Source organism: Microbispora sp. CA-102843 (assembly GCF_050936215.1).
Taxonomy (GTDB): Bacteria; Actinomycetota; Actinomycetes; order Streptosporangiales; family Streptosporangiaceae; genus Microbispora.
Genome location: NZ_JBNJNF010000002.1, coordinates 1 through 26,590, shown reverse-complemented (window position 1 = coordinate 26,590; position 26,590 = coordinate 1). Strand labels below are relative to the sequence as shown.

The following is a 26,590-nucleotide window of genomic DNA, read 5'->3' as shown; positions in this document are numbered from 1 at the left end:
GGGGCCAACTATAAACTCTCGCTTTATAGTTCGAGGGGGTCGTCGTGGCCGTCGACCAGGACCTCGTCGACCAGATCACCAGCACCATCGCCGACCTCTACCGCGAGGTCGAGACCGCGCTCGTCAAATCCGTCGCCCAGCGCCTCCGGCAGGATCCGCCGCTGCCGTCGCCGTTCCAGGAGGCGAAGCTCGACGCCGTCCAGGCGCTGCGCCGCTCGGCGCAGACGATCCTCGCCGCCCTGCAGGCGACCCGGGCGAAGGTGATCCGACAGGCCGTCGCCGACGCCTACCGCCACGGCCAGGGCGCCGCGCTGGCCGACCTCCCCGAGAGGTGGTTCCCCCGCTCCGGCATCGGCCAGGCGTCCCGGCAGGCGATCGCCGAGCAGCTGCCCAACGCCGCGGTGATCGAGAACATCGCCGCGGCGCTGCACCGCGACCTCGGCCGGGTGGACGGCAACATCTTGCGGGCTCCTGTGGACGCGTACCGCGCGGTGCAGGCGGGCACGGCCGCCCGCATCGCGTCCGGTGCGTACACCAGGCGTGAGGCGTCACAAGCCGCGTGGCAGCGGCTGATCGACCGCGGGATCGTCAACTTCACGGACCGGGCCGGCCGCGTCTGGCGGCTCTCCTCCTATGTGGAGATGCTCGGCCGCACCAACATCCAGCGCGCCGCCGTCCAGGGGCAGACCGACCGGCTGCAGAGCATCGGCATGGACCTGGTCATCGTGTCCAACGCTCCGCAGGAGTGCTCGAAGTGCCGGCCGTACGAGGGCAAGATCCTGTCCCTCGGCGGCCAGGTCGGCAAGGTGCAGGTGGAGCACGCCACCCGCGACGGCGTCATGGTCGAAGTCGACGTCGTGGCCACGCTCGACGAGGCCCGGGCCGCCGGGTTCCAGCACCCCAACTGCAGGCACAGCGTGTCCGCCTACCAGGCCGGGATCACGAAGATTCCGACGAACACGGAGGACCCGGAGGGCGACAAGGCGAGGCAGAAGCAACGCGCCCTCGAGCGGGAGATCCGCGCCGCGAAAGAACAAGCCGAGGGCGCGCTCACCCCCGAGGCGAAGAAGGAAGCCAACCGGAAGGTCAGGGCGGCGCAGGCCAAGCTACGCGCCCACCTGGCCGAGAACCCCAAGCTCAAGCGGCTCAGGTATCGCGAGCAGATCGGCGCCGGCAACCTGCCGAAGGCCGGCGGCCCGCCCGGCGGACCCGTCGGCGACCTGCAGCCCCCGGTGCAGCCCACCCTCGACGGCGGGCCAGCCCCCCGGTCCGCGGCCGCGTCCGTGCCGGAGCAGCCCCCGGCGCGGCCGCGCGCCGCGTCTGGGCAGGCCTCGCTTGACGACCTGGCCGCGCAGCAGCGCGCGGCCGAGGACGCAGCGCGAGCCCGACGCGAAGCCGAGGAGGCGGCAGCCAAGGCGCGACGCGACGCCGAGGCCGCAGTCGCCCGCGCCCGCAAGGCGGCAGAGGAGCGGGCCCGGCGCGAGGCCAACCGGCCGCGCATCGGCGACCTCATCCCCACCGACACCCGCAACGTGTCGGCCGAGGAGCGGGCCCGGGTACAAGAGGCGTTCTACAAGGTCTTCCGCACTGAGCACGCCGGTCTACGCGTCGAGCCCGAAGGCATGGGGATGCTGCGGCGGCTCGGCGACGACTCGGTCATCATCTCCTCCGCCATCAAGGACGCCGCCGGCCGCGAGGTGGGCGCCGTCGAGCGGGTGTTCTTCCGCGACGGCGAGACCGGCACCCTGTGGGTCGAGCACTCGCTCCTGACCCTCCACAAGAGCGTCAGGGGCCAGGGCTTCGCCAGCGAGTTCAACGCCTACCTCGAACGCTGGTATCGCCAGTCCGGCGTCGAGCGGATCCAGGTGCACGCCGACATCGACGTCGGCGGCTACACCTGGGCCCGGCACGGCTTCGACTGGGCGGACGAGGAGACGGCCGAGGCGATGTTCGAGGGCTTCGAGGAGTTCCTCGACGAGCACCGTAACGACCCTGCCGCGGCGGCCGCCCGGGATATCCTGCGCAGGGCGAGGGAGGAACCGTTCGGCAGCGAGCGGTACCCCACGCCGTACGAGATGAGCCAAGTCGGCCGCACCGACGGCGCGACCAGCTGGCTCGGCAAGGCGTACATGCTGGGCTCGGACTGGCAGGGAGTGAAATGGCTCCGGTGAAACCGACGAGGCCCTCGGCCGAGCGGATCGCCCGCCTGGCCGAGCTCGCCGACCTGCACACCGACTGGGAACGCAGGCACCTCGACCAGGCGGCATTCCGCCCGGAGGGTCGCAAGGAAGGCTCGGACTATCAGCAGCACTACCTCGACGTGAACCCGCCCGTCGAGGCCGAGGACGAGTTCCACCGCCTCGCCGAGCAGGTCATGGAGCTGGGCACCACGCCTTGACGGCCTTGATGACCTGACGGGCCTGCGCCGTGGTGATCGACGCGTTCCCGCCGGACAACTCCTCGACCGTGTACCGCTCCAAGCTCATGCCGCCGGCCGGGTTGTGGATCCGCTCGCACACCCGTGACGCTCGGCGGATCGCGCGGTCCTCGTTGGCCACCAGGCCCGGATCGATCCGCTCGAGCGCGGCCAGGTAGGCGGCGCGCTGCTCAGCGTCCGGTGAGGGCACCGCGGCCGCCGTCGCGCTCGCCTTCGGCGCCGGCGCGTCCTCGGTGGCCACCTTCGCCACGGTGGCGATGACGGCCAGGACGAGCACGGCCGCGACGACGATCACCACCGTCAGCGGGCTGGTCTTCTTCGCCGGCGGCCGCGGCGGCACGGGTGGCGGCCCCCACTGCTGAGGCGGCGGGGCGGCGTACGGCTGCTGCGGTGGCCACTGCTGCGGCTGCTGAGTCGGAGGCATGCGCCGGACACTACGCCGCGCACCGTTCCAAATCGTCCGGTTCCGTCCGGAGGGACGCCCGAAATGTGGCGTCCTGCATCACCGAAATGGGCTCGCCTGGTGCGAGCCCCAGCACCACCCCAGCTCGGCCAGGCGCCGAGCGACCACCCCCGCGAGTCCCCTGGAGGGTCCGCATGTCCCTGTTCATCCCGTCGACGACGCCCGGGGCGATCATCGGCTACACCAGCCGAGGCCCCATCCGCCTCATGGCAGGCGGATCCGGCGAAGGCGCACCGGCGCCCGCCGCGCCGGCGTCCGACCCGAGCCAGCAGCAGGCACCGCAGGGCCAGGCGCCCGCGACCACGCCCGCTCCCACGGCCGCGCCGCAGTCCACCGATCCCGCGAGCCAGGCGCCCGCACCTCCGTCCTGGACACCGCCGCCCCCGGTCCCCCCGATCCCCCAGCCGCCCGCGCAGGCCGCACCACCGGCCGACGACGGCACCCGGGACGTCTCCCGCCTCCCCCAGTGGGCGCAGAAGGAGATCGCCGACCTCCGACAGGAGAACGCCAACCGGCGGGTCGCCGCGCGCACCGCGGTGGTCGCACAGCACGCGTTCGCGGCCGCGCCCACGCTCGGCGTGAACGGGCACGCGCTGCTGCAGTCGCTGCCGTTCCAGGCCGCGGCCGCCGAGCTCGACCCGGCCGCGCCGGACTTCAACACGCAGCTCGCCGCGAAGATCAACGAGATCTTGCAGGCGAACCCGTGGATGGCCGCCCAGCAGTCCGCAGCCCCGACCCCGGCACCTCCGCCGGCCTCCGGGGCGCCCATGGGCACCACACCTCCACCGCCCAGACCCAACTCTCTGGAGGCCGCCATCGCGGCCCGACTCGGAAGGTAGGAAACCGCCATGGCTGTGTCCCTGGCCGAGGCCAAGAACAACGCCGTCGACGACATCGACGTGGCCGTCATCGACGAGTTCCGCAAGGGCAGCGCCGTCCTCGACGCGCTGATCTTCGATGACGCCGTCAACCCGGCCGGGGGCGGCGCCACCCTCACCTACGGGTACCGGCGCCTGGTCACCCAGCCGACCGCCGCGTTCCGCCAGCTCAACACCGAGTACACGCCGCAGAACGTCACCACCCAGCGCTACACCGTGGACCTGGCCGTCCTCGGTGGGTCGTTCCAGGTGGACCGCGTGATCGCGCAGATCGGCCCGGCCGCGTCCGGCACCGTGTCGCTGAACATGACGCAGAAGATCAAGGCGGCGCAGACGCTGTTCCAGGACACCGTGATCAACGGTGACACCGCGAGCGACGCGAACGCCTTCGACGGCCTGGACAAGGCCCTCACGGGCAGCTCCACCGAGTTCAACGCCGCCAAGACGACCGACTGGACGTCCATCGCCAGCGGCAACGACACCGCCTTCGCGGCGCTCGACGTCCTCGACGAGTTCCTGTCGATCATGGACGGCACCCCGACCGTCATCCTCGGCAACACCAAGGCCCTGGCCAAGGTCCGTGCGATCGCCCGCCGCTCCGGGATGTACACCCGCGACCCGATCGACGGGCTGATCGGCGCCGGCGGCCGCCCGATCGAGCGGGAGACCTACGGCGGAATCATCTTCGCCGACCCCGGCAACAAGGCCGGGTCCAACAACCCGATCATCCCGATCAGCACGAGGACCGTCGGCGGCTCGTCCACCACGGGCCTGACCGACCTGTACGCCTTCAGGGTCGGCCTCGACGGGTTCCACGGCGTGTCCACCGTCGGCGGCCAGCTGGTGCGCCAGTGGCTGCCGGACTTCAACAGCGCGGGCGCGGTCAAGACCGGCGAGGTCGAGCTCGGCCCCGTCGCCGTCGCGCTCAAGTCGACGAAGGCGGCGGCCGTCCTCCGCAACATCAAGGTCCAGTGAACGACACACCCGACGGTGAGGTGCGCAACGTCGCGGCCGCCCCCGCCATCACCGTCGCCACCGACGACGGGCCGCAGCCGCTCGACGACGTCCTCGCCGACCTCAGCAGCGGCGACCGCCTGATGGCCGGCGCCGCGGAAACGGTCGCCGACTCCACCGCCACCGACGTGGACGAGCTGGTGGCCGACTTCAACACCCTGCTCGCGGCCCTACGGACAAGAGGAGTCATCACGTGAGCGTCAACATCACCGCGCCGAACGAGGACTACACCGGCGAGGTCGCCGGCGTCTCCTTCGTGAAGGGCCGGGCCAGCGTCGACGACCTGCCGGAGACGTCGCGGGCGTACTTCGAGCGGCACGACTACAAGATCGAGGAGTCCGGCGGCCAGCAGGAGGCGAAGACCGACAAGCCGGCCGCCGCCCGCAAGCCCAGCCCGGGCCAGTGAGCGTGCGCGGGTGGGCGTCGGAGGTCCGCCCGCCCGCGCACCCGAGGGGAGGTCGCCATGGCGTACGCCACCGCCGATGACCTGATCGACTACCTCGACCCGGTCCCCGATGACGCCGAGCTGCGGCTCGTCCGCGCCTCACGCGTCATCGCCCGGGCGATCCGCACCGCGGTGTACGACGTCGACGACGACGGCCAGCCGACCGACCAGAAGGTCATCGACGCGCTGCGCGAGGCCACCTGCGAGCAGGTCGCCGCGTGGTCTGAGGGCGGGGAAACCGGCACGGGGGCGACCCCCCAGTACGACAACGTGTCGATCGGCTCCGTGACGCTCGGCGGCCGCAAGAGCGGAGGCTCTGGCGGCGACCGACCGGCAGCCGAGGACCTGGCCCCGCAGGCGCGCCTCGCCCTCGAGGAGGCCGGCCTTCTCGGCACACCGCTGAGGAGCTGGTGATGGGCGCCATCCCCGCGTTCCTCCTCGTGCACACCGTCTCGGTCGAGCCGCTGACCGGCGAGGGACCTTTCGGGCCCGCGTTCGGGGATCCGGTCGAGGTGCGGTGCTTCGTCGACGAGAAACGCAGCCTCGTCCGCGACAACGAGGGGGCGGAGGTCGTCTCCAGCACCACGGTGTTCATGCCGCTGGCCACCGTGTGCCCGGTCGGCAGCAGGGTCACCGTGAACGACCGCACCACCACGGTGCTGGCCAGCTCACGGCGCGACGGCGGCGGCCTGCCCGTGCCGGACCACCTCGAAGTGAACCTCGCATAGGAGGTGACGCCGTGCCGCAGCGTGCCAGCTTGAAACTGAACGTCGGCGCCATCGCGAAAGCGCAGCGGAAGGGCGCCGTGCTCGGGCTGAAGAAGGCCGCCGAGCACCTCTTGGAGGTGTCCCGCGAGCAGGTGCCCATCGAGGAGGGCACCCTCGAACGGTCCGGCGTGGCCAGCGTGGACGAGGGGCAGCTGCGCGCCGCGGTGAGCTATGACGGCCCGTACGCCGTGCGGCAGCACGAAGAGCTGACCTGGAAACACGACGAGGGCCGCAAGGCGAAGTACCTCGAAGACCCCATGAACGAGGAGCGGGGCACGATGCTCGACATCGTGGCCGCCGAGGTCCGCCGGAGCCTGCGATGACCCTGACCCTCCTCGAGGAGGTCGCCGCGCTGCTCGCCGAGCTCGGCCTCGGCACCTACCAGGCGGACGGGGCGGCCGGCGGAACCATCTTCACCACGCGGCTGCCCACGGCGCCGGATCGGTGCATGGCGGTCGCCCGGTACGGCGGGGCCGAGTCCGACTCCCTCAACCCGTGGGATCAGCCCAGCATCCAGATTCGATGCCGGGGCAGCGCGGCCGACTCCCGCGAGGCGGAGGCCGACGCGCAGGCCGTGTACGACGCCCTGCACGGCCTGGGCATGCGAGAGCTCACCCCCGACGGCACCTGGCTACAGCTGGCCATCTGCGGCGGCGGCGGGCCGGCCTACATCGGCACCGATCAGAACGGGCGGCACGAGTACGTCGTCAACGCCCGCTTCGACATCGATCACGAGACACCCCAACGCGCGTAGGAGGCGCTGACCATGGCAAAGAGGCGAATCAACGCGAGAGACATGATCGTCGAGGTCGAGGACGACACCGCCGACACCTGGTTGCGGGTCGAGAACCTGCAGAACATCACCGTCAACCCCGGCGAAAACGAAGAGACCGCCGACGTCACGGACAACGACTCGGAAGGGTCGTACGAGCAGGAGGTCATGCAGCGTGGCGCCAGCCTCGCGTTGGAGGGCCTGCTCATGAAGGACGACTCGACCGGTGCGCTGCCGCCCGGCCGGGCCCGCGTCGAGGAGATGTGCGGCGAGGACAAGCTGGGCTACGACTCCCTCGGCCGTGTGAGGTTCCGTCACCCGATGGACACGCAGTGGCGCATCTGGCCGTGCACGTTCAGCCTCGGTGAGCAGGGCGGCGCGACCAACGACAAGTCGAGCTGGTCCGCCACGATCACCAAGTCGGGTAAGACGACCACCGCGGCGGTCGCAACCGGTGGCGGGGGCGGCGTGTGACCGAGCCGACGTGGGTCGACGCCGACGAGTTCGACGGCGACCTCGACCAGGACTTCGACGCGGCTTGGGCCGAGCACCGGCCCAAGTACGCCAAGATCAAGGGCAAGGTCTACACGATGCCGCCGGACGTCCCGGCCAGCGTGCTCATCCTCCTCGCCCGCCAGAAGCGGGCGGCCCGATCCGGCGAGGATGGCCTGACCTTCATCGAGCAGATCCTCAAGGGCCTGCTCACCCCGGCCGGGTACGACCAGATCTTGGCCGACGGCATCGGCATCACCAGCCTCAAGGACGTCGTCGACTGGTGCATGAAGGCGTACGACCTCGCCAAGGACGACGGCGGGGACGGCGAGGGGGAAGCCCAGCCCCCGGCGACGGGGGCATAGGCCAAATCGTCCGCTACTGGGCGCTGATCGAGGCCGACTTCCAGCGGGAGTACGGCCTCGACCTCATGCCCGCGCTGCGGGCCGGGATGAGCTGGAGGCGGTTCTCCGTCCTCCTGATCGGCCTGTCCCCGGAGTCCATGTGGCGACGGGTCGTCTCCTCCCAGCCCGTTGAGCTGTCCGGCGAGGCGGCGCAGTCGTTCATCGGCACCCTGTGAGGGAGGTGGCCTCGTGGCGCTGTCACTCGGCGAGCTGGTCGGCTACATCGACCTCGAAGACAAGGGGTTCGCCGGCGGGCTGCAGAACGCCGGGCGAGGCCTTGACCGGCTGCAGTCCTCAACGAGCAGCAGCATGTCGTCGATCGAGGGCACCGTCTCCCGGGCCCTCTCGCAGATCGAGGCCGACATCACTGACGGGCTCGACCCTGCTGCGGCCATCAAGGATCTCGACAAGCTGGAGCGCGCCCTCGACGACGGGCTCAAGTCCATGCTCGACGAGGCAGACCGGTTCGCCGACGAGCTCGATAAGGCGATCGACGACGCGTACGACGGGCTCGACGACAAAGCCCGCAAGGGCGGCGAGGACGCCTCGCGCGGCTTCACCGACGGCGTAGGCGACGGCGGTAAGGCCAAGTTGTCCGGCATCGGCGACGGCTTCATGTCCACGCTCAAGGGCTTGGGCTGGGCAGCGGCCGGCGCGGCGATCGGCGCCCTGCTGATGAAGGGCCTCGAAGGCGCCATGGACGCCCAAGAGGCCAAGGCCAAGCTCTTCGCTCAGGTCGGCGCGACCGAGCCGGAGATGAAGCGGCTCGGCGGCGCCGCCGGGAAGGCATACGCCGCCGGCTACGGCGAGAACCTGAGCGAGGTCACCGACGCGATCCGCGCGGTGGTGCAGCACATCGACGGGATGCGGGGCGCGTCCGAGAACACCCTCAAGACCATGGCGGAAAGGGCCATGGACACCGCCACGGTCATGGATGAGGACGTCGGCGGCGTCACCCGGGCCGTGTCTCAGATGCTCCGCACCGGCCTCGCCAAGTCGGCGAAGGAAGCGTTCGACATCCTGGTCAAGGGCGCCCAAAACGGCGTCAACAAGTCCGAGGACCTCCTCGACACCTTCAACGAGTACGGCACCCAGTTCCGCGACCTCGGCCTGAACGCCAAGGAAGCCCTCGGCCTGATGTCGCAGGGCCTCAAGGCGGGCGCGAGGGACAGCGATACCGTGGCCGACGCGTTGAAGGAGATCAACATCCGGGTCCGCGGCATGGACACCAACGCGGTCCCCGCCCTGCAGAAGCTCGGACTCAACGCTCACACCATGGCCGACGCCTTCAGCGCGGGCGGCAAGAAGGCGCACGACGCCTTCGGCACCATCCTGCAGAGGCTGCGCGAGGTCAAGGACCCCACCGAGCGCTACCAGCTCGCCGTCGCCTTGTTCGGCACCAAGGCCGAGGACATGGCCAAGTCCATCGACAAGCTCGACCTGTCCAAGGCGGGCCAGGAGATCGGCAAGGTCGGCGGGGCGGCCAAGTCGGCCGGCGACCAGCTGCACGACACCGCGGCGAACAAGCTGGAGTCCTTCAAGAGGGGCTTGCAGCAGAACCTCGTGGACTTCCTCGGCGGGACCGTCCTGCCGAAGGTGGAGGAGTTCGCCAACAAGTTCGACCTTGCCGGGCTGGGCGAGAAGGTCGGCCCCGCCCTAGAAGAGGTCAAGGGCCTGTTCTCCGAGGTGTTCGGCTCCATCGGCCAGTGGATCGAGGACCACAAGGGCAAGATCGACGAGTGGTCGGGGAAGATCGGCGGGGCGGCCGAGGACGTCAAGGGGATCCTCACCGACGTCCGCGCGTTCTGGGACCAGTGGGGATCGCAGATCCTCGACGGCGCGGGCATGCTGATCGACGGGGTCACCAGCCAGTTCTCCGGCGGCTGGAAACTGGTCAAGGGCATCTGGGACACCGCGGTCGGGCTGCTGACCGGCGACTGGGAGAAATTCAAGAGCGGAATTCTCTCAATCGGCTCCGGCCTGTGGGACACCCTGAATTCGATGACCCTCGGCGCGCTAGGCAAATTCACCGATGGAATTTCCGAGAAACTGTCCCTCGCCGGAAAGTATTTCTCGGGCCTGAAGGATGACGTCCTCGGCGCGGTGAAAAACGCGAAGGCCTGGCTAGTAAAGACCGGCAAGGACATCGTCACCGGATTCTGGAACGGCCTGCAATCCATGGGCGGCTGGATCAAGGGGAAGGTGACGTCCTTCTTCGGCGGAATGGTCCCCGACTGGGTGAAGCAGGCCCTCGACTCCCACAGCCCAAGCCGGGTGTTCATGGCCATCGGCGGCGACACCGTCACCGGATTCGTCCAGGGCATGCTGCAGCAGCAGCCCCGCGCCCAGATGACCGCCAAAGCATTCGCGAAGCTCATGAAGGACGCGTTCGCGGTCGATATCAAGAACGCGCCCGATCCCCTGGTCGACTGGATCAAGCGCAACAACGACCACCTGCACGACTTGGCGGACAAGCGCGAGGAGATCATCAAGCGCATCGCCGACGCCAAGAAGTACGCGAACGACATCGCCAAGCAAATGGTGGACTTCGCGAGCGTGGCCGACCTGGGGCTCGAAAAGGGCGACGGCGCGCAGGACATGATCAGCGGGCTCAACGAGAAGCTGACCCAGATCAAGAAGTTCGCGAACGACATCAAGGTCTTGGCCGAGCGCGGGCTGAACAAGACGACCTTGTCCCAGATCATCAACGCCGGACCTGAGAAGGGTCTGTCGCTGGCGGAGATGCTGGTCGGCGCTGACGGGGCCGAACTCAAGGCGATCAACAAGGCGCAGGGCCAGATCAACAAGGTGTCCAAGCAGATGGGCAAGACCTCGGCGGACGCCCTGTATGACGTGGGCAAGAAGGCGGGCGACGGCTTCCTCAAGGGCCTGCAGGGGAAACTCACGGAAGTCGAGTCCATGATGGCCAAGATCGCCAAGGCCGTCGTTGACGCCGCCAAGAAGCAACTCGGCGTCAAGTCCCCCTCGCGTGTGTTCATGTCGATCGGCGACAACACGATGCTCGGCTACATCCAGGGCGTCCTCGGCCAGCAGCAGGCGACCGTGTCCGCCGTCGCCGGAGTCGTCGGTAAGGCCGCCGCGACCGCGTCCCGCGTTCCCGGCCTGGTGCCCGGCGCCATGGCCGGGCCGAGCTCGGCGCCGGCGTACGGCGCGGAGTACGGCCAGGGCCACGGCCAGGTGTACGGGGCCGGCCCCGGCGGTGTGGTCGTCAACATGCCGAACGCGGTCATCCGGGAGCAGGCCGACGTCGGCCGGATCGGCGCCGAGTTCGCATTCAAGTACCGCGCCCGCGGCTGACCTTCGTCCCCCGACCACGGAAGGTGGTTTCAGCATGTCCAGTTTCGATCCCTCGCTGGGGATCACCTACGGCGCGTGGTTGCGCCGGAAGGGCATCCAGATCCGCGGTGACCGCAGCGTGCCGCGGACGCGGGAGCCGCTCGACGAGGACGGGCGGCGCCGCCGGATCGTGACCGAGCGGACCGAGTCCGGCGCGATCGCCGTCACCACCCAGCGCACCGACGAGCGCGGCGGGGAGCACCAGGACGTGCACATCCACGCCCCGGCCGTCGTCGGCATCGGCACGGGCAGCGGGCAGGTGATCGTGCCGTGAGTGGCGAGGGACGGGCACGCCTGGAGGCGGCTCTGCTGCGGGATCAGGCCGAGATCCTGGAGCTGTGCGGCGCCGAGCAAGAGAAGCTCACCGCGGCGCAGGAGGCGTACGAGGCCGACCCGACACCGGAGACGCTGGCCGCCTACGAGGAGGCGCAGCAGTCGATGTACGAGCTGCGGGGGTGGTTGCGGGCGGGCGCGCAGGAGGCGGCGGCCAACGAGCTCCCAGCAGCGCCCCCGGCGCGGGAGCCCCGGGCCCGGGCCGCCCGGTCTGGCCGCCGTCGCGAAGGTGAAGGGGAGTCCTGATGGCGTGGTCCAAGTCCGGGTATTTCGTTGCGACGCAGGTCGGCCAGTGGGGGGCCGCGGCGCTCGGGATCAACCTGCTGTCCGGCATGAAGCTCGCCCTGTGGGGGTCGAGCGTGACCCCGAACTTCGACACCGACACCGCGTACGGCACCGCTCCGTGGGCCTCCGGCGAGTCGTCGGGTGCGGGCTACACCGCCGGCGGTGTCACGCTGGCCAGTCCCACCTTGGTGGGCTCGGCCGGGGTCATGGCGTTCGACGCCGACAACGTCCAGTTGGACCTGTCCACCATCACCAGCGAGGGCGGCATCATCTACGCCTCGGCGAAGTCGAACCGGTTGTGGCTCGGCCTGTGGTGGGGTGCTCCGAAATCGACTCAGGACGGGACGTTTCTGATCACCTGGCATTCGTCGGGGATCGCCTTGATGAACCTCGTCCCGTAACCCCTCGGAGGTGGGCTGGTGCTGCTGCGGAACACCCTCGAAGGCGGGGTAAACGGTCAGGCGATCACCGTCGCCAACTCCGGCGGAGCATCGGGGAACGCGTTCAGCTTCGCGGGGAACGGGACATATTCGAGCGCGCAGGCGGCGCATGGGAGCTTCTCAGCGGCGTGCGCCCCCGACGCCACGATGAACCTGGAGTGGCAGTCCTTCGCGGTGCCCAACGGGAGCCTTTACTCGCGGCTCAACTTCCGGATCACCCGGCCCACCATTGACGACACGTACGTGTCCCTTTACGTGGGGACACCGAACACCGGCACCTCGTACGAGTGGTCGACACGCGTCGTCATGCACACGAACGGCACCGCACATCTCGAACTGGGCCACTACAGCACATCGGGCGGGTTCGTCACTCTTGGCAGCAAAAGCATCACCCTCCCGAACTCCACCTGGTGCCGATTGGAGCTCAGGGCGGACAACAGCGCGCCGACCAGTACGGCGGAGGCGCGATGGTACAACCAGATGGACGGCACGACGATCACCGACAGCGTGACCGCCAGCACCTCTCATGCGTCGGTCTTCGGCTGGAACTACTTCGGGGCATCCGCCGACACTTACCAGAGCAGCACCAACGTCTGGGTAGACGACATCGCGTTGTCAGACGTGGGCTGGCTCGGCCCCGGCAACATCCTTGACGCCACGCTCACCCCCGGCGCGGTGTCCGCCTCAGCCGTCATCCCCTCGCCCGCCCTGTCGATCGGCAGCACCATCGCCCCGGGCGTGGTGGCCGCCACCGCGGTGATCCCCGCCCCCAGCATCCATACGGGGGCCCTCACAACGGCGGTCAACCCGGGCGTGGTGGTCGCCACCGCGGTGATCCCCAGCCCAACGGTGGACGCATTCGCGAACGTCTACCTCACCCCGGATCCGCTGGTCGCCGCCGCGGTGATCCCGGCCCCGGCGATCGGCGTACCGGTCAACCCCGGCGACCAGATCGACCGGACGGGGCAGATCGAGTGGAACGGCTTCCTCCTCGGCTCGACGACCGAATACCGGTGGCTGACCCTCGACGGCTGGTGGGACCTACCCGACCTCGATGGCGGGAACGTCGCCCACCCGTCCCGGCACGGCGCGTATGCCGGGCGCGACCTCACCCAGGAACGGCACGTCACCTACACCGCGCTGGTGCGGGCCCGCCGCGAGAACATGCAAGCGGTGATCAACGAGCTGAAGGCCGCGACCCGGATCCTCGACGACGACACCGAGCTGCCGCTCGCGATCCGGGTCCTGGACGACATCCTCGTCGGCTACGGCAAGGTCGCCCGCCGATCCATCCCCATCGACAAACTCGTGCGGCTGGGGCACGCGCAGCTCACCATCCAATGGACCCTCAGCGATCCGATCCTGCAGTCGCGGGACCTGGCCAACGCGGTCATCGCCGACGGTGTCTGGCAGTCCGTCACCAACGTGGGGAACGCCCCGGCATACCCGACGATCCGCATGCCCGGCCCCGCCACGGGCCCCACGATCTTCGTCCGGCACACCGAGGCCGGCCGCCTCGACGAGAGAGCGTTGGAGTTCGACCTCCACCTGAACGCCGGCGAGACGCTGCTCGTCGACACCTACTACGGCACCGCCGTGGTCGGCGAGGAACCGGTGATGGACACACTGGCCGGCAACTCGGTGCCGATCCCCGACCTGGTCCTGCCGTCCGGGCAGTCGCAGGTCGGTTACGGAAGCTCGGGCGGCGGCGCACCGGCCGCGACCATGCTCTGGCGCCACTCCTACCTTTAACCACCCGGGGGTGATCGCGCGTGGTCGCCAGCATCCGGGACGCCACAGGCACGACCGTCACGAACGCGAGCAGCGTGAGCATCTCGCGCCCGTCGTCCTCGTCCGGCGACGTCCTGCTGTGCATCCACTCCACCAACGCGGGCTCTCTGTCCGACATGCGGATCCAGGGCAGCGGGTGGCAGACAATCGGCTCCCGAAATGACGACCGGATTTTCGGGCTCGGCGGCGGCACGAAGATCTACCGCAAGACCGTGGGCAGCAGCGAGTCGGGCTCGTACACCGTGCAGCAGGGCGCGGGCGCGGCCACCGTGGTGATGCTGTCCATCAAGGGCGGGCACCAGAGCCTCGCCGTCGTCCGGAACGACGGCGACACTGCCCTGCCGCCCACGTTCGACCTCAAAGAGGTCACCACCCCGGCCGCGTCCCCGCCCTCAGGGTCCGGCGTGGACATCCGCGTCGCCGTCGCGTGGGACCCGGACGGGTCCGTCTCTTGGCCCACCCCGTCCGGGTACAGCACGCGGTCGACGCAGCAGGTCGTCGGCGCCGTCTCAACGGTGGTGGTATCGAAGTCGCTCGTCACGTCCGCCTCGGTCGGGTCGGTGACGTTCCGGATCAACCGGTCGGCGACGGGCATGCACGGGTTCACGATCATCGTGCCCAGTGCCACCACGGATGAGTCCACGCCCACCCCGCCGTCGTTCCCCACTTTCAGCCCGGCCCGGGGCAGCGCCCTCTACCGGTACACCGTCCACGACCTACTCTCGGGCGCCTACCGCGGGGACATCTACCCCCGCGACGTCACCTTCGACAGAAGGATCGGCGAGGCCGGCGCGTTCGGCGGCACCCTGGCGATCCCCAACCGCCGGGTGGCCGACCAGGTCGCCGAGATCATCCCCCGCCACGCCTCGGACCTGACCAGCGGCCCCGGCCGGATCGTCGTGCACGTCTGGCGGGCCGGGGACTTGTGGGGGGAGTACTGGATCACCGGGGCGATGATCCAACGGTCTCGCCGCGGCGGCATTCAGATCCAGCTCCGCGGCAGCACCCTTGAGGCCTACCTCAGCCACGTCCCCGTCGAGCAGGACCTGGAATACGAGGGCGACCAGATCTCGTGCGCCCGCAGCCTGCTCAACAACATGATGAGCAGGCCGGGAGCCAACATCGGTCTGACCCTCGCCCCGGGGACTGCCGGCGACCCACGGAACCTCGCGGTCAAGGCCGCGGACGCCACCACCTACGGCGACGCGTTGCGCGGCTACTCGCAGACGTACCCCTCGTTCGAATGGCTGGTCACCCCGACCGTGGGGCAGCACGGCGGGATCGAACGGCGCTGGGAGTGGGGCGCCCCCACGATCGAGGGCGACCGCGAGCACGTGTTCGTCGACTCGCCGCACGGCGGGGACATCCTCGACTGGTCGGAGGAGATCGACGCGTTGCGCGGCGGCACCCGGGTCATGGTCCGCGGCGGCACACCGGAAGTCGAGGACGCCTCGGAGGGCAGCACCCCGGTCGTGTCCGACTGGCTGAGCGCGACGGCTCATCTGGCGGCCGGCTGGCCCCGCTACGGCCAGGTGGTCGATCATCCCGGCGAGTCGACGTGGAAACCGGAGCTGGACTTCTACGCCCAGCGGTGGATCGCCGCCCTGGGCGGTGCGGTGCGGGTGTACTCCTGCACGGTCGCGCTGGGTGGGAAACCGACCTTGTCGCCGACGAGTCTGGGGGACTACGTGCGCCGGGTCATGGTCAACGAGTGGCACCCGCGCATCAACGGGGGTGCGGGGTTCGACCAGTCCCAGCGGCTGATCGGCGTCGGCATCACCCCGGTCTCCCGTACGACCGGCCGGGAAGAGGCCCAGTTGATCCTGGAGGAGGCGCACGTCTGATGGTGGACAAGTTCCCCGCCGAGCAGCAGCGGATCGTCAAGGGCCTGCAGGACGCGGTCGATCGGCTCAACACCATCGCCCGTGGTGTCGCCCCCATCAAGGTCAACAAGGCGTCGGAGTATTTCGACCTGCCGGAGGCGTCGCCCGCCGCGCCCGGGTCGGGCGTCCGCCTCTACTCCGGCGGCGGCAAGTTCACGGTGAAGACCTCGGCCAACAAGACGGTCACGATCCCGATGGCCGACGTGGCGAACCCCGCGAACTTCACCTCGCCCAGCACCCAGACGGGTGACTTCGCGTCCGCGAGCGCGTACACGCAGCTCCGCGCGGACTGCGCCCGCCTGCACGACACCGTGAGAGACCTGCAGAACGCCATGCGGGCCGCCGGGCTCATGGGATGACAACCACTCACCTTGGAGGAACACCATGGCCATGACCACCGCCTACCTCGACGCCATCGCCGGGGCCGGCCGCACGGCGATCACGCACATCGGCCTCGTCAACGGATCCGGCGTCGAACTCACCGGAGGCTCATACGCCCGGAAGGCCATCACCTGGACCGCCTCGTCCAGCGGGACGATCAAGCCGAACGCCGACCTGGTCTTCGACGTCCCCAGCGGTGCGACGGTCGCCGGGTGGCGCGGCTACTCGGCGTTGACGTCCGGGACGAACTACGGCGGCGCCGACCTCACGAGCCAGTCGTTCAGCAGCGCGGGGACGTACACGCTGCTCGCCGCGTCGACGGCCATCAACCACACCGCCGCGTAGGGCCGTAGCCTGTGCTGCTGAAAAACTCGTTCGAGGGCGGGACCAACAACGTTGCGATCAGCGCCAGCAACTCGGGCGGGGCCAGCGGTAACGCGTTCTACTTCACCCAGTCCGCGACGTACAGCACTGCTCAGGCGGCGCATGGGACCCGCAGCGCGGCGTGCGTCGCCTACTCCACACTGACACTGGCGTGGGAGACCGAAGCCCTCAACGGATCCCTGTACTACAGGCTGGACTTCCGGATCGGCAAGCTCCCGCCCACCGGTCGCGAGCGCGTCAGCATCGACCTCGGAACCCAGGAGGGCGCCGACTACTACCAGTGGAAGGCCAGCGTCGACGTGCCCGCGTCCGGGACGCCAACGCTGGTGCTGGCCCACTACGTCGGCTCCACCAGCACCTGGACCACTGCCGCCACCGCGAACATCACGGTCCCGTTGGGTACGTGGTGCCGCTTGGAGCTCCGCGCCGACAACGGGACGACCAGCACCACGGAGGCCCGGTTCTACAACAGCGTGGACAGCACCACGGTCACCACCAGTGTGACCGGCAGCGCATCCCACCCGGCGGGAGTAATCCCGTGGGACTGGTGCGATGCGTACGCGGACAGCTACGTACAGGACGCGGTCAACATCTGGCTCGACGACCTCGCCGCCGCCGACACCGGGTGGCTTGGGCCTGAGGGCCTAGTCGCATTCTCGGGCGGGTCGGCGGCCACCGTCGCCGCGGCCCCGACCGGTGTGGGTAAACCTGCCACCAGCGGCGGCCAGGCCGCCGGCGTCACGGTGGCCACCACCGGTGCGGGCGCCCCCGGCGGGCAGGGTGGTGCGGCTGCGACCGTCACCACCACGGCGTCGGCGGGTGGCGCACCAGGTGGCCAGGGCGGCGCCGCTGCGACCGTCACCGCTGCCGTCTCAGCGGGAGGCGTCCCGGGCGGCCAGGGCGGTGCGCAGGCCTCGATCACCGCCGCCGTCAGCGGCGGGGGTACGGCGGCCGTCAGCGGCGGCCAGGCCGTCACCATCACCACCACCTCGACCGGCGACGGCGCACCAGCAGCAGCCGGCGGCCAGGACGTCACGATCGCCGTCGCCGCCAGCGGGAACGGCGTGGTAGCCCTCGCCGGAGGCGAGACCGCCACGGTGGCCACCACCGCCACGGCGGATGGCAGCCCCGGGCTCTCCGGCGGCGACCAAGCTGCTGTCGACGTCGACGCCACGGGCGACGGCACGGCCGGATTCGCCGACGGCTCCGAGACGACCGTCACGGTGTCCGCGGCCGGTGATGGGGCGGCTGGATACGCCGGCGGGTCCGAGACCGAAGTCATGGTCGCAGCGACCGGCGGCGGCCTCACCGAGGGCACCGGAGGCGGATCCGAGGAAACCGTCACCGTGGCCGCCGAAGGTGCTGGTGCTCCCGGCCCGGCATCCGGCGCCGAAGAGACAGTGACCGCGGCTGCGTCCGGCGCGGGCCTGGCCGGCATCGCCGACGGCTCGACGACCGCCGCGGCGGTGGCCACCGAAGGCGCAGGCTTCCCCGCAGCTGAGAGCGGGTCGGCCGCCGAAGTGGCGGTGGCCACCGAAGGCTCAGGCCGTCCGGCGTTCGCCGGCGGATCCTCGGCCACCATCGCGGTGACCGCGACCGGCGGCGGCGCGCAGGGCGACGTCGGCGGCGGCTCCATCGCCGTGGTGGCGGTTGCCGCAGCCGGGGACGGCGCCGTGGCCGTCGTGGGCGGCTCGTCGGCGGCCGTACAGACGGCGGCCACCGGAGCCGGGATCCCGGCCTTCAAGGGCGGGTCGGCCGCCGAGGTGTCCGTCCACGCGACGGGCGCCCGCCTGGTCGTCGACATCACCGTCGAGGTCGGCCCGACGCGCGTGCTCGAGTTGGCCACCGTGGGCCCGACCCGTGCGGGCGAGCGCGTGACCGTCGGCCCCACCCGATCCTCCGCCGAGGTGGGCGACACCCGCACGAGCACGACCGTTGGGCCCACCCGGATCAGCAGAGGAGCGTGACGTGGCGGAGATCTACCGCACCGGCACCGAATGGTTCGCCAACCAGATCACGATCACCCGGGGCAAGGTGGCGGACATCACCACGGTGGGCGTCTACCACTCGCTCGACCCCAACGTGGTGCCCGAGGTCGACGAGTTCACCGCGGTGCAGGTGGCCGACGGCACCGCCCAGCCGCCGGACGAGCTCGCCGAGGCGGGGAAGGTTGACGTCTTGTCGCTGATCGGGCCGAAGAACGGCGACGTCGAGCTCGGCCCCGGGGACTGGCAGCGGTTCGTGCTCCTCCAGACCGCGACCGAGGACATCATCCGCAAGATCGACGTCATCACCATCCTCTGAGGGGCCTGCATGCGTACCGAGATCCGCGACGGCTGGCTCGTCGTCCCGTACTCCGGGCACGACCTCGCCACCGTGCACATCGCCGTCGCCCAGCGCCCGGCCGAGGAGGACTGGCGGCCGGCCTATCTGGACTACGTCGGCACGGAACGCGTGGCGAAGATCCGCCCGCCCGCCCCGTCCGGCCGCCAGGTCAGCGTGTGGCTACGGGTCGGCGAGACCGTCACGAGCGCCGGCCGGATCACGATCTGAGTGATCCCGATGAACGTGCCGCCCGCTGACTGCGTCTGTCGATCGCGATGGGTCAGTGGGGAAACAGCGGGCGGCGCCCCCCGCTCTGGCATCCGCCAGGCGGACCACACAACCGAGGGGGACGTGAGTGGACGGGGCAACCCTGGTAGACGTGCTCGTCCAGGGAGGCGCGGTTGGGGTGGCCCTCCTGCTGTTCGTCCTCGGCTGGATCGCCCCGAAACCGAGCATGGACCGCGCGGACCGCGAGATTACCTACCTCCGCCAGGCCCTCGCCGACGAGCGAGCAGCGCGAGAGGCCGATCGCGAGGTATACCGGCTGGAGACCGCCGGCGCGAACGCGGCCGCCGTCGAGGCCGCCCGTACGACCGCGCACCTGCTGCAAGACCTGCGAGAGCGTAACCAGCCGGAGGCGCGGCGATGAGGTGGTTCCTGCGGAGACGACGTGCTGTACGACCGGAGATCGCGGCCGAGGCGGAACAGTCCCGCCAGGCCCGCATCGCGGCGGAGGCGGGGCTGCGGCGGGCTCAGGAGCAGCACAAGCGGACTGAGCGGCAGCTCGTCGACGTGCTGCGCGAGCTGAACGCGAGCAACGGATTCGCCGAACTGTTGATTCGTCAGGTGATCAGGGAGTCAGGATGACGCTCATCGCGGTGACCTGGTGGGCCATCCTCGCCGGCGGGCTTATCCCCACCTCGTGGTTCCTGGTGAGGTTCCGCCCGGCATGGCCGATCCGGCGCCCGTCGCTGATCGTGAACGGCTTGGTCAGCGTGATCTGGCTGGTGTACCTGCGTTCCGCGCTGCTGCTGGCCACCAACGGCTGGACGCCGAAATACACCGGCACCGTCGACACCGTGATCATCGTCGGGTTGGGCGCGGCCGCGGACTGGCTGCTGATCCTGCTGCTGGCCACGTTCCTCGACTACCGCAAGGACCGGCACGAGCGAGAGAGGTCGTGACCTGAATGACTCACCCCATGCCCCCGGAGCCGCAGACGGGCGCGGGCCCGACGGAGTCGGACGAGGAGGAGGTCCTCCGCGCCTTGTACGGCGAGCCGGACAGCGACGGGATCTACCGCGGTGACGGCTCCGGCGCGGGTGGTGGCCAGTGAGCGCCACGAAGATGCTCGCGACCGCCCGCAAGTCGCTGGGGCTGGTCGGCCGCCCGAACTACATCACCCGCGAGTACGCCTCCCGCAACGGGCCGGAGTACCGCGACGCGGCCTGGTGCGACATGAGCATCACGTACTGGGGCCGCCACTCGGGCAACGCCGCGGCGGTGCTGCCGCAGGGCGATCGGGCCTACACGGTGACGCACGCGCTGGACGGGCAGGCACTCGGCCGGTGGTACCCGGGGACGGCCGAGAACATCCGCCGGCACCTCAAGCCGGGCGCGATCGTCTTCATGGCCTGGGAAGGCACCGACCGCATCGGCGATATCGACCACGTCGGCGTCGGTGAGGTCAACCTCGGCGACGGCAGGGTGCAGACGATCGAGGGCAACACCGGCGACGCCTGCAAGCGCCGAGTTCGCGGCCCGAGCGTGATCGCCGGGTTCTGGAACCCCGACTACGAAGGAGAGGACATGCCGTCTCCCAAGGAGATCGCCGACGCCGTCTACGACAGGCTGACCGGCACCGTCACTAAGGACGTGTGGGCCGCGAGGGAGCAGCTGCTCGACGTCGGCCAGAAGCTCGACCCGCGCACCTTCATCAGGCAGGCGTGGGCGTACGGCAAGGGCAGCTACACCCGCCTCGGCCAGGTGCTCAAGGAGCTGCAGGCGCTGCGCGAGGAGGTCGCCGAGCTCCGCCGCGACGCCGACCCCACCACCAAGCAGCCCGGCCAGGGCTGACCTCCGCTCGTCCCGCCGGCGTACGGCGGGCCCATCCCCCCGAAGGAGGGGCAATGATCATTGGCAGGATGGCCAAGGCCATCGTCGCCGCGGCCTCGGCCGGTATCGCCGCGCTCGTCACCGCGATGGGCGACAGCGTGATCGAGACCGGCGAGTGGGTCACCATCGGCCTGGCCGTGCTCGGCGCGCTCGGCATCACGTTCGTGGTCCCGAACGCGGCCAAGTCCGAGGAGCGGCCGCTCCCCCTGAGCTGAGGGTCCCCCGCACGGCCCTCGGGTGCTCTCGTCATCCAACAGGCAGGACCGCCGCTCCCCGCCGCGGCGGAACGCAGGGTTCGAGTCCCTCGCCGAGAGCGCCACCGCCCCCTCCCCGCTTCCCCGGGGGAGGGGGCGCCTTTTCGCGTCTCAGGCGACCATGGCCAGCGCGTGCTCGCCCATCGCGGGCTCCGGGAGCTCCCGGCGGAGGCGGGGCCCGGGCCTCGCGCATTGACCTGAGCGCTCGCGCTCCGCCGCCGTTACCAGCGGCGCCGCTTCGCCTTCGCCATGCGGACGAGCACGAACAGCAGGAGCCCCAGCCAAGGGACCTCGACGAGCCATCCGATGATGTTGCCGAAGGAGTCGCTTCCTCCGAAGTGGCCCACCAGCCAACGGGTCAGCGCGTACGGCAGGGCGGCAATCGCGAAAACGGAAATGACGGCAGCGAGGACGGGGTCGCTCTTTCCTTTGCGACCTCCGCCGATGCGCTTGGAGACGCTGATCGGGCCGATGCTGCCGCCGATACGGATACCCATGAGAGGCTCCAGGGTCTGGGAGTTGGGGGGAGTAAGACGCGACGTCTGGCAGCCTGGATTCCCAGGAAGTGGACGGCGCGATGTCATAGTGATCAGTAGTTGCCGCTCACCCGCATAGGCTTTGAGCGCGGTCCTCGCTCACGAGCTGGTCGATGCTCTTGGTTCGATAGTCCTTCTGCACGTCCTCTGAGGGCACGAACCGCCACTGGCCGTCCTCGTACACGAAATCGTGCGTGAACGTCATGATCGACCGGGCGACGACCACCTTCGCGTGTGCGCCGGCCACGGTGACGCTGGATACCTGGAACCGCAGACCCTCGACGACTGGCTTGCACAGCTTGAATCTGCGCACGTAGTCCTCGCGAGAGACGACCTGCTGAGTGGCCCGCGACCAGTGGTCCCAATACGCGCCGTAGGAGCCGGCGGAGTACAGGTCGAAGATCTGCTGCGCGGCAGCCCGAGCCCCGGCTTGGTTACGAGGCTGCGTAGGCTTCGGGCTCGGCGACGGGCGCGACCGGACGGTCTCCTCCATGGCGGCTTTCGCGGTGGCGGAGGCCTCCGGCTGCGCCTGGGCGCCCCCGTTGAGCACGAGCACCACGGACAGTGCCGAGCCCGCCAGCGCGATGACCGCGAGGACCAGCGCGAGGATTGCTATGCCCGAGCCGCCGGTCTGCCTGTGCTGGGCGCTCCGGTCGCGTAAGAATGCATCGCTCATGAATGTCCCGTTTCGGGTAAATCGGAATTCGACAGCGTCAAAGGGGGACGCGTGACAGACGCGAAAAGTTGACACAAATAAATATGGAGCCCTGCCGGGGAGGACAGACCTAATTGACCCGCCCCGGCAGGGTGACCCGCCTGCGCTACGTGGGCCGACGAACGCAGGCGGGCGGCTCAGGGAAGCGGCTCTGGTTCCATATCGCGGAGCTCGACGACCGCGAGCCGAGCCAGGATCCGGGGCAGCGCGGCCGCGCCCCAATCCGCGTAGACGTTCTCCCGAGCCAAGAACGCCTCACCTCGCGGGCCACACCGATACAGGTCGCCGAGCACGCCGACCGGTTCGGCATACGCCGCGGTGCACAGCGTGGGGGCACCGTTGAGCTGGGGGCAGTGGGCCAGCGAGAGCGGGATGCACTCACGGCAGGTCGGCGGTGCCGTCGTGCCGTACCGGTCATCGGCGATCGGCTGGTAGACCTTCTCCGTGAGCAGCCACGGCAGACGCCCGTCGGCGTCGGTCGCGGGCCGCTTGCACACCTGGCACAGGTTCTTGCGCAGGCACTCCCACTGCCGGCGGGCGTTCAGCTTCCGCCACCGCACGGCACCGCGCATGTTGGTGCGGACCCGGACGCGCAGGACGCCGTTGATGCGGTCGGATGGGCGCGGGTCGATGAACTCCAGCCGCACCTCGCCGGACAGGCCGGGCTCCGTGAAGATGAGCGGCTGCGGCACGGCCTCGTCGGCGTAGGCCAGGACGTAGGGGATGGGGATCGCCGGCGCGCTCACTTCGCAGCCCTCGACGCCTTCTCGGTCTGCTCGGCGAGCAGCTCCCGCAGCTGCTCCGGCGAGGCGGCGTGCACCGTCGCCCACAGCCCGGCGCGCAGCTGCTCGGGGCTGATCCTCTTCCGGCGGGATGCGTACCAGTCGCCCGACTCGCCCAGCGAGTCCGTCGCCCGCCACACACCCCACTCGGGGAAGTCGTGCTCGAGTTCGCGGCGGTGCTCGAGGTCGGTGTAGATGTCCAGGTTCATGTCAGGCCACTCCCCTCAGCAGTGGTGCGTTGTACGGCTGCCGACGTCCCGGCGGCGAGGCGGCGGGGCGGGCGGCCTGCACGGCGCGGGCGGCGGCGGCCTCGATCGGCAGCATCGGCGGGCGAACGCAGCGGGCCGGCACCGGCGCGGGGAACCGCCCGACGAGGCCGAGGCCGCGCCGGACGTCGGCGCGGCGGCGCATCTGCGCGGTCGTGGGCGGCTCGTACACGTGGCGGGGGCGCGACGGCACGCTGTCGGCCTCGTGGGCGTACGGCGGGTGCCCGCACCAGCGGCAGCCGAGCGGCAAGGGCGGGCGTCCGGCGGTGTGACGGACCCGGGTGCGGCGGGTGGTGCCGTCGGCCCATCGGACGGGGGCGGCCGCCGCGATGGGGGCGCTAGGGTTGTTCATCGGGTCAGGACCTACTTCCTGATCAAGGGCCCGGTACGGCGTCTCCAGCGCCTTCCGGGCCCGATTTATGTGTGGGTGCTGCCGGGTTCCCCGATCTCGATCCGGCGGGTGATCCCCGACTCGTCGACGCGCATCTCGATCTGCGGCGCGGCCGCGCTGAGGAGCTGCATGCCGTAGCCGGCCACCTGCTCAAGGCGGGCGTCTTCGGCGACGTCGACGCCGACCTCGACGGCCACGTGCGCGCCATCCACATGGATGGCCAGGCGTACGGGCGGCCCGTCCGGTGCCCCGTCGACACCGGCGAGAGCGGCGGTGACCATCTCGCTGACGGCGAGCTCGGCCTCCGCAGCGCTGTCCGGCCCGATGGCCCGGGTGACGACGTCGCGCGCCAGCAGCCGCGCAGCCGTAGCCGCGGCGGGCACTGGCGGCATCGCCATGGGGTAGTCCACGACCACCGTCCTCGGACACATAGCCTGTACTGACCACTCAAGGAGACGCACTGACATCACTGTCTCCTGAATATGCAGCTTGTCTCACGAAGGGCTAGCCGGTCAAGCTGTACGGACGATTCGCCCCCCGGGGAGCAGGAGCAGCGTGGAGAGCAAAGCCCGATACCTCCAGATCGCCGACGATTTGCGTCGGCGGATCAAGGCCGGCGAGTTCCCGCCCGGCGCGAAGATCCCATCTCGTGCCGAACTCTCCAGGCACTACGAGGTGGCGCCGCCGGTGGCCACGCGCGTCCTGCAGATCCTCGTGGCCGAGGGCCTGGTCGAGTCGCGGCCCGGCGCGGGTGCGTACGTGCTGCCGCCGCCGGAGCGGCTGCAGCTGTCCCGGGCGTGGTACCGGGAGGTGCGCGGCGGCAGCCCGTTCGCCGGCGACATGGAAGCGCAGGGCAAGACGCCGAGCTGGCGGGTGCACTCCCGTACCGACGTCGCCTCGGCCGACCTCGCGCAGCGCCTGGCGATCGCCGAGGGCGACCCGGTCATGCGGACCGTCTACGTGTACACCGCCGACGGGCTACCGGTGCAGCGCGCCGTGTCCTACGAGCCGTACGAGCTGACCCGGGGCACGCCGATCGCGCTGCCCGAAGACGGCCCGCACGCCGGCCGCGGAGTGAAGAACCGCATGCGGCTGATCGGCATCGAGATCACGCGCCGCCGCGAGGGGCTGCACTCTCGCGGCGCGACGGTGGAGGAGGCCCGGGACCTCGGGATCGCTCCCGGCGCGATCGTCACCGTCCTCCGCAGGACCTACTTCGCCGAGGATCGGCCAGTGGAGACCACGGACATCGTCGCGCCGGGGGATCGTGTCGAGTTCGTCTACGTCCTCGACGTGGACTAGGCCGACCGGCCGCTCATCACCTGGTCGACGACGTCGACGGCCCGCTGGTCGGCCTCCGGGGTCAGGTGCCCGTAGATGTCGCTCGTCACGGCGATGCTCGCGTGGCCGAGCCGCTTAGACACCGTGTCCAGGCTCACGTTGGCGGCCAGGAGCTCGGTGGCGTGCGCGTGGCGGAACTTGTGCGGAGTCGCCGCCGTCTCCAGCGCGTGCTCCTCGGCCAGCGCCACGACCTTCCGCCAGTGGGTCTGGCTCCAACCGGAGGAGTTCAGGATGCCGCCGCGCGCACCACGGAAGATCAGCTCCTTCGACTTAGGGTCGACGCCGCGCAGCCGCCGGGTGAGCATCATCACGACGCTGGCAGGGATGCGGATCGTCCGCAGGGCCTTGTCGCTCTTGCCGTAGGTGGCGCGGTACGGCCGCCGCGTGGCCGCGTCCTCTTTGATCGCCCCGGCGACGGTGAGGAGCCGCCGCTCCAGGTCGACGTCACAGGGGCGCAGCGCGGTCATCTCCGCCCACCGCAGGCCGGTGCCCATGGCCAGGGTGACGATGTCCCCGGCGAGGGCGGACACCTGGTAGGCGAGTGCGATCCACACCTGGATCTCCTCGCCGGTGGGTACCTGGTCCAGGGACACGCTCCGGCCGACCAGCTTCGGCAGCCGAACGTCCAGGCACGGGTTGGACGGCATGTGCTCCTTGTGCTTGCGCACGGCGTAGGCGAGCGCGGGCGCGATCACAGAGCCGTGGATGTTGTGAATCGTCTTCGGGCTGTAGCGGCGCTTCTGGCCCCGCCAGGCGTAGGTTCGGCTGCCCATCCAGGTGACCCACGCCTGGAGCACGTCCTCGTCGATCTGGTCGATGGTCAGGCCGCCGAGCGGGCCGACCTTCCGCCCGTCGGGCAGGGTGACGATCGCGGCCTGGACGTGATTGACGTACAGCCGCCGATAGTCGGCGACTTGGCGGGCGTCGGCCTTCTTGTTCTGCGCGAAGCAGGCCTCGACCACCGCGGTGAGCGTGGGGATGCTGGGAGCCGGCGGGGCGGCGGCGTCCTCCTGGGGGGCACGCTCGCCGATGCCCATGCCGTGGCAGCCCTTCGGGTAGCCCTCGGGTCGGCGGTCGCCCGCCGCCTCCACCAGGCCCTTGAAGCGGCGAGCCGTGCGCCGGTCGTAGCAGGTTTCACTGTCGCGGGCGCCGGTGCGGGCGCCGCCTTCGCGCCAGACGATCCGCCAGCTCTTGACGCCCTTGCTGCTGACGCGCTCCTCGATCGATGCCATGTCTCTCCTTCGGTAGGAGGGGTGACGCGCCACCGTGCCCCCGTGGGTGCCCCCATGGGCTGAAAGCAAAAGAGCCGCTGACCTGTACACGCAGGTCAGCGGCTCTT

General features: G+C 70.3%; 39 protein-coding genes and 1 tRNA gene. 32 read left to right on the top strand and 8 right to left on the bottom strand.

What is annotated here, in order from left to right; all coding sequences use genetic code 11:
• Positions 1-44 precede the first annotated feature (44 nt).
• Positions 45-2,171, top strand: a complete 2,127-nt coding sequence (locus ACQEVJ_RS46240; protein ID WP_433095802.1) for a phage minor capsid protein — start codon at positions 45-47, stop codon at positions 2,169-2,171.
• Entirely contained in the window at positions 2,168-2,398 is a 231-nt protein-coding gene (locus ACQEVJ_RS46235) for a hypothetical protein (RefSeq protein WP_433095800.1), read from the top strand. Before ACQEVJ_RS46240 ends, ACQEVJ_RS46235 begins: the two co-directional genes overlap by 4 nt.
• Here ACQEVJ_RS46235 and ACQEVJ_RS46230 read toward each other — a convergent pair.
• Positions 2,373-2,861, bottom strand: coding sequence for a DUF732 domain-containing protein (locus tag ACQEVJ_RS46230; RefSeq protein WP_433095798.1), 489 nt, complete (start codon positions 2,859-2,861; stop codon positions 2,373-2,375). The genes ACQEVJ_RS46235 and ACQEVJ_RS46230 overlap by 26 nt on opposite strands.
• 173 nt (positions 2,862-3,034) lie before the next feature.
• On the opposite strand from ACQEVJ_RS46230, the gene ACQEVJ_RS46225 reads away from it, so the two are divergent.
• The 29 genes from ACQEVJ_RS46225 (at position 3,035) to ACQEVJ_RS46085 (ending at position 21,285) form a co-directional block, all read left to right on the top strand.
• A complete protein-coding gene (locus ACQEVJ_RS46225; RefSeq protein ID WP_433095796.1) occupies positions 3,035-3,739 on the top strand; it encodes a hypothetical protein in 705 nt (234 codons plus the stop codon).
• Positions 3,740-3,748: 9 nt separating this feature from the next.
• Positions 3,749-4,753 carry a major capsid protein gene (locus ACQEVJ_RS46220; RefSeq protein ID WP_433095794.1) on the top strand — a complete coding sequence of 335 codons (1,005 nt, stop codon included), beginning with the start codon at positions 3,749-3,751 and terminating at the stop codon, positions 4,751-4,753.
• Complete coding sequence (locus tag ACQEVJ_RS46215) at positions 4,750-4,989, top strand: head fiber protein (protein ID WP_433095792.1); 240 nt, start codon at positions 4,750-4,752, stop codon at positions 4,987-4,989. The genes ACQEVJ_RS46220 and ACQEVJ_RS46215 overlap by 4 nt, the downstream gene beginning before the upstream one ends.
• The gene (locus ACQEVJ_RS46210) at positions 4,986-5,198 is read left to right on the top strand and encodes a hypothetical protein (protein ID WP_433095790.1); all 213 of its coding nucleotides are present in this window, start codon (positions 4,986-4,988) and stop codon (positions 5,196-5,198) included. Before ACQEVJ_RS46215 ends, ACQEVJ_RS46210 begins: the two co-directional genes overlap by 4 nt.
• A 57-nt stretch (positions 5,199-5,255) precedes the next feature.
• On the top strand, positions 5,256-5,651 hold the full coding sequence (locus tag ACQEVJ_RS46205) for a hypothetical protein (RefSeq protein ID WP_433113457.1): 396 nt from the start codon (positions 5,256-5,258) through the stop codon (positions 5,649-5,651).
• Entirely contained in the window at positions 5,651-5,965 is a 315-nt protein-coding gene (locus ACQEVJ_RS46200) for a hypothetical protein (protein WP_433113454.1), read from the top strand. Before ACQEVJ_RS46205 ends, ACQEVJ_RS46200 begins: the two co-directional genes overlap by 1 nt.
• 29 nt (positions 5,966-5,994) lie before the next feature.
• Entirely contained in the window at positions 5,995-6,327 is a 333-nt protein-coding gene (locus ACQEVJ_RS46195; RefSeq protein WP_433113452.1) for a hypothetical protein, read from the top strand.
• Complete coding sequence (locus tag ACQEVJ_RS46190; protein ID WP_433113449.1) at positions 6,324-6,758, top strand: minor capsid protein; 435 nt, start codon at positions 6,324-6,326, stop codon at positions 6,756-6,758. Before ACQEVJ_RS46195 ends, ACQEVJ_RS46190 begins: the two co-directional genes overlap by 4 nt.
• Before the next feature lie 12 nt (positions 6,759-6,770).
• Positions 6,771-7,250, top strand: a complete 480-nt coding sequence (locus tag ACQEVJ_RS46185; RefSeq protein ID WP_433112486.1) for a phage tail tube protein — start codon at positions 6,771-6,773, stop codon at positions 7,248-7,250.
• On the top strand, positions 7,247-7,633 hold the full coding sequence (locus ACQEVJ_RS46180; RefSeq protein WP_433112483.1) for a hypothetical protein: 387 nt from the start codon (positions 7,247-7,249) through the stop codon (positions 7,631-7,633). Before ACQEVJ_RS46185 ends, ACQEVJ_RS46180 begins: the two co-directional genes overlap by 4 nt.
• Before the next feature lie 65 nt (positions 7,634-7,698).
• The gene (locus tag ACQEVJ_RS46175; protein WP_433112480.1) at positions 7,699-7,848 is read left to right on the top strand and encodes a hypothetical protein; all 150 of its coding nucleotides are present in this window, start codon (positions 7,699-7,701) and stop codon (positions 7,846-7,848) included.
• A gap of 13 nt (positions 7,849-7,861) precedes the next feature.
• Entirely contained in the window at positions 7,862-10,990 is a 3,129-nt protein-coding gene (locus tag ACQEVJ_RS46170) for a phage tail tape measure protein (protein WP_433112477.1), read from the top strand.
• Positions 10,991-11,024: 34 nt separating this feature from the next.
• Positions 11,025-11,303 (top strand): hypothetical protein, encoded by a 279-nt coding sequence (locus tag ACQEVJ_RS46165; RefSeq protein WP_433112475.1) that lies wholly within the window; start codon positions 11,025-11,027, stop codon positions 11,301-11,303.
• Positions 11,300-11,608 (top strand): hypothetical protein, encoded by a 309-nt coding sequence (locus ACQEVJ_RS46160; RefSeq protein WP_433112472.1) that lies wholly within the window; start codon positions 11,300-11,302, stop codon positions 11,606-11,608. The genes ACQEVJ_RS46165 and ACQEVJ_RS46160 overlap by 4 nt, the downstream gene beginning before the upstream one ends.
• A complete protein-coding gene (locus tag ACQEVJ_RS46155) occupies positions 11,608-12,048 on the top strand; it encodes a hypothetical protein (protein ID WP_433112469.1) in 441 nt (146 codons plus the stop codon). Before ACQEVJ_RS46160 ends, ACQEVJ_RS46155 begins: the two co-directional genes overlap by 1 nt.
• 18 nt (positions 12,049-12,066) lie before the next feature.
• Positions 12,067-13,839, top strand: coding sequence for a hypothetical protein (locus tag ACQEVJ_RS46150; protein WP_433112466.1), 1,773 nt, complete (start codon positions 12,067-12,069; stop codon positions 13,837-13,839).
• Between the two features lie 20 nt (positions 13,840-13,859).
• On the top strand, positions 13,860-15,722 hold the full coding sequence (locus ACQEVJ_RS46145; protein WP_433112463.1) for a hypothetical protein: 1,863 nt from the start codon (positions 13,860-13,862) through the stop codon (positions 15,720-15,722).
• On the top strand, positions 15,722-16,120 hold the full coding sequence (locus ACQEVJ_RS46140; protein ID WP_433112460.1) for a hypothetical protein: 399 nt from the start codon (positions 15,722-15,724) through the stop codon (positions 16,118-16,120). Before ACQEVJ_RS46145 ends, ACQEVJ_RS46140 begins: the two co-directional genes overlap by 1 nt.
• A gap of 25 nt (positions 16,121-16,145) precedes the next feature.
• Positions 16,146-16,487, top strand: a complete 342-nt coding sequence (locus ACQEVJ_RS46135) for a phage tail fiber protein (protein WP_433112457.1) — start codon at positions 16,146-16,148, stop codon at positions 16,485-16,487.
• Positions 16,488-16,498: 11 nt separating this feature from the next.
• Positions 16,499-18,493 carry a hypothetical protein gene (locus ACQEVJ_RS46130; protein WP_433112454.1) on the top strand — a complete coding sequence of 665 codons (1,995 nt, stop codon included), beginning with the start codon at positions 16,499-16,501 and terminating at the stop codon, positions 18,491-18,493.
• A gap of 1 nt (position 18,494) precedes the next feature.
• Positions 18,495-18,830, top strand: coding sequence for a hypothetical protein (locus ACQEVJ_RS46125; RefSeq protein WP_433112451.1), 336 nt, complete (start codon positions 18,495-18,497; stop codon positions 18,828-18,830).
• A gap of 9 nt (positions 18,831-18,839) precedes the next feature.
• Positions 18,840-19,079 (top strand): hypothetical protein, encoded by a 240-nt coding sequence (locus ACQEVJ_RS46120; protein WP_433112448.1) that lies wholly within the window; start codon positions 18,840-18,842, stop codon positions 19,077-19,079.
• Between the two features lie 127 nt (positions 19,080-19,206).
• Entirely contained in the window at positions 19,207-19,500 is a 294-nt protein-coding gene (locus tag ACQEVJ_RS46115) for a hypothetical protein (protein WP_433112445.1), read from the top strand.
• A complete protein-coding gene (locus ACQEVJ_RS46110) occupies positions 19,497-19,718 on the top strand; it encodes a DUF7620 family protein (RefSeq protein ID WP_433112442.1) in 222 nt (73 codons plus the stop codon). Before ACQEVJ_RS46115 ends, ACQEVJ_RS46110 begins: the two co-directional genes overlap by 4 nt.
• Positions 19,715-20,035 (top strand): hypothetical protein, encoded by a 321-nt coding sequence (locus tag ACQEVJ_RS46105; RefSeq protein WP_433112439.1) that lies wholly within the window; start codon positions 19,715-19,717, stop codon positions 20,033-20,035. Before ACQEVJ_RS46110 ends, ACQEVJ_RS46105 begins: the two co-directional genes overlap by 4 nt.
• A 5-nt stretch (positions 20,036-20,040) precedes the next feature.
• Positions 20,041-20,187 carry a hypothetical protein gene (locus ACQEVJ_RS46100; RefSeq protein WP_433112436.1) on the top strand — a complete coding sequence of 49 codons (147 nt, stop codon included), beginning with the start codon at positions 20,041-20,043 and terminating at the stop codon, positions 20,185-20,187.
• Complete coding sequence (locus tag ACQEVJ_RS46095; protein WP_433112433.1) at positions 20,184-20,927, top strand: CHAP domain-containing protein; 744 nt, start codon at positions 20,184-20,186, stop codon at positions 20,925-20,927. Before ACQEVJ_RS46100 ends, ACQEVJ_RS46095 begins: the two co-directional genes overlap by 4 nt.
• 53 nt (positions 20,928-20,980) lie before the next feature.
• Positions 20,981-21,181 (top strand): hypothetical protein, encoded by a 201-nt coding sequence (locus tag ACQEVJ_RS46090; protein ID WP_433112430.1) that lies wholly within the window; start codon positions 20,981-20,983, stop codon positions 21,179-21,181.
• 24 nt (positions 21,182-21,205) lie between these two features.
• Positions 21,206-21,285 (top strand) — tRNA-Gly (locus tag ACQEVJ_RS46085).
• A gap of 156 nt (positions 21,286-21,441) precedes the next feature.
• Here ACQEVJ_RS46085 and ACQEVJ_RS46080 read toward each other — a convergent pair.
• The 6 genes from ACQEVJ_RS46080 to ACQEVJ_RS46055 all read right to left on the bottom strand — a co-directional run bounded on the left by ACQEVJ_RS46080 (position 21,442) and on the right by ACQEVJ_RS46055 (position 24,320).
• Positions 21,442-21,717: a hypothetical protein gene (locus ACQEVJ_RS46080; protein ID WP_433112427.1), complete on the bottom strand. Its 276-nt coding sequence runs from the start codon at positions 21,715-21,717 to the stop codon at positions 21,442-21,444.
• 106 nt (positions 21,718-21,823) lie between these two features.
• Entirely contained in the window at positions 21,824-22,432 is a 609-nt protein-coding gene (locus ACQEVJ_RS46075; protein ID WP_433112425.1) for a hypothetical protein, read from the bottom strand.
• A 176-nt stretch (positions 22,433-22,608) separates the two neighbouring features.
• A complete protein-coding gene (locus ACQEVJ_RS46070; RefSeq protein WP_433112422.1) occupies positions 22,609-23,217 on the bottom strand; it encodes a hypothetical protein in 609 nt (202 codons plus the stop codon).
• On the bottom strand, positions 23,214-23,462 hold the full coding sequence (locus tag ACQEVJ_RS46065) for a hypothetical protein (protein WP_433112419.1): 249 nt from the start codon (positions 23,460-23,462) through the stop codon (positions 23,214-23,216). Before ACQEVJ_RS46065 ends, ACQEVJ_RS46070 begins: the two co-directional genes overlap by 4 nt.
• Before the next feature lies 1 nt (position 23,463).
• Complete coding sequence (locus ACQEVJ_RS46060; RefSeq protein WP_433112416.1) at positions 23,464-23,871, bottom strand: hypothetical protein; 408 nt, start codon at positions 23,869-23,871, stop codon at positions 23,464-23,466.
• Between the two features lie 65 nt (positions 23,872-23,936).
• A complete protein-coding gene (locus ACQEVJ_RS46055) occupies positions 23,937-24,320 on the bottom strand; it encodes a hypothetical protein (protein WP_433112413.1) in 384 nt (127 codons plus the stop codon).
• 145 nt (positions 24,321-24,465) lie between these two features.
• Here ACQEVJ_RS46055 and ACQEVJ_RS46050 point away from each other — a divergent pair, with 145 nt between their 5' ends.
• Positions 24,466-25,212, top strand: a complete 747-nt coding sequence (locus ACQEVJ_RS46050) for a GntR family transcriptional regulator (protein WP_433112410.1) — start codon at positions 24,466-24,468, stop codon at positions 25,210-25,212.
• On the opposite strand, the gene ACQEVJ_RS46045 is transcribed toward ACQEVJ_RS46050, so the two are convergent.
• The gene (locus ACQEVJ_RS46045) at positions 25,209-26,483 is read right to left on the bottom strand and encodes a tyrosine-type recombinase/integrase (protein WP_433112407.1); all 1,275 of its coding nucleotides are present in this window, start codon (positions 26,481-26,483) and stop codon (positions 25,209-25,211) included. The genes ACQEVJ_RS46050 and ACQEVJ_RS46045 overlap by 4 nt on opposite strands.
• Between the last annotated feature and the right edge of the window lie 107 nt (positions 26,484-26,590).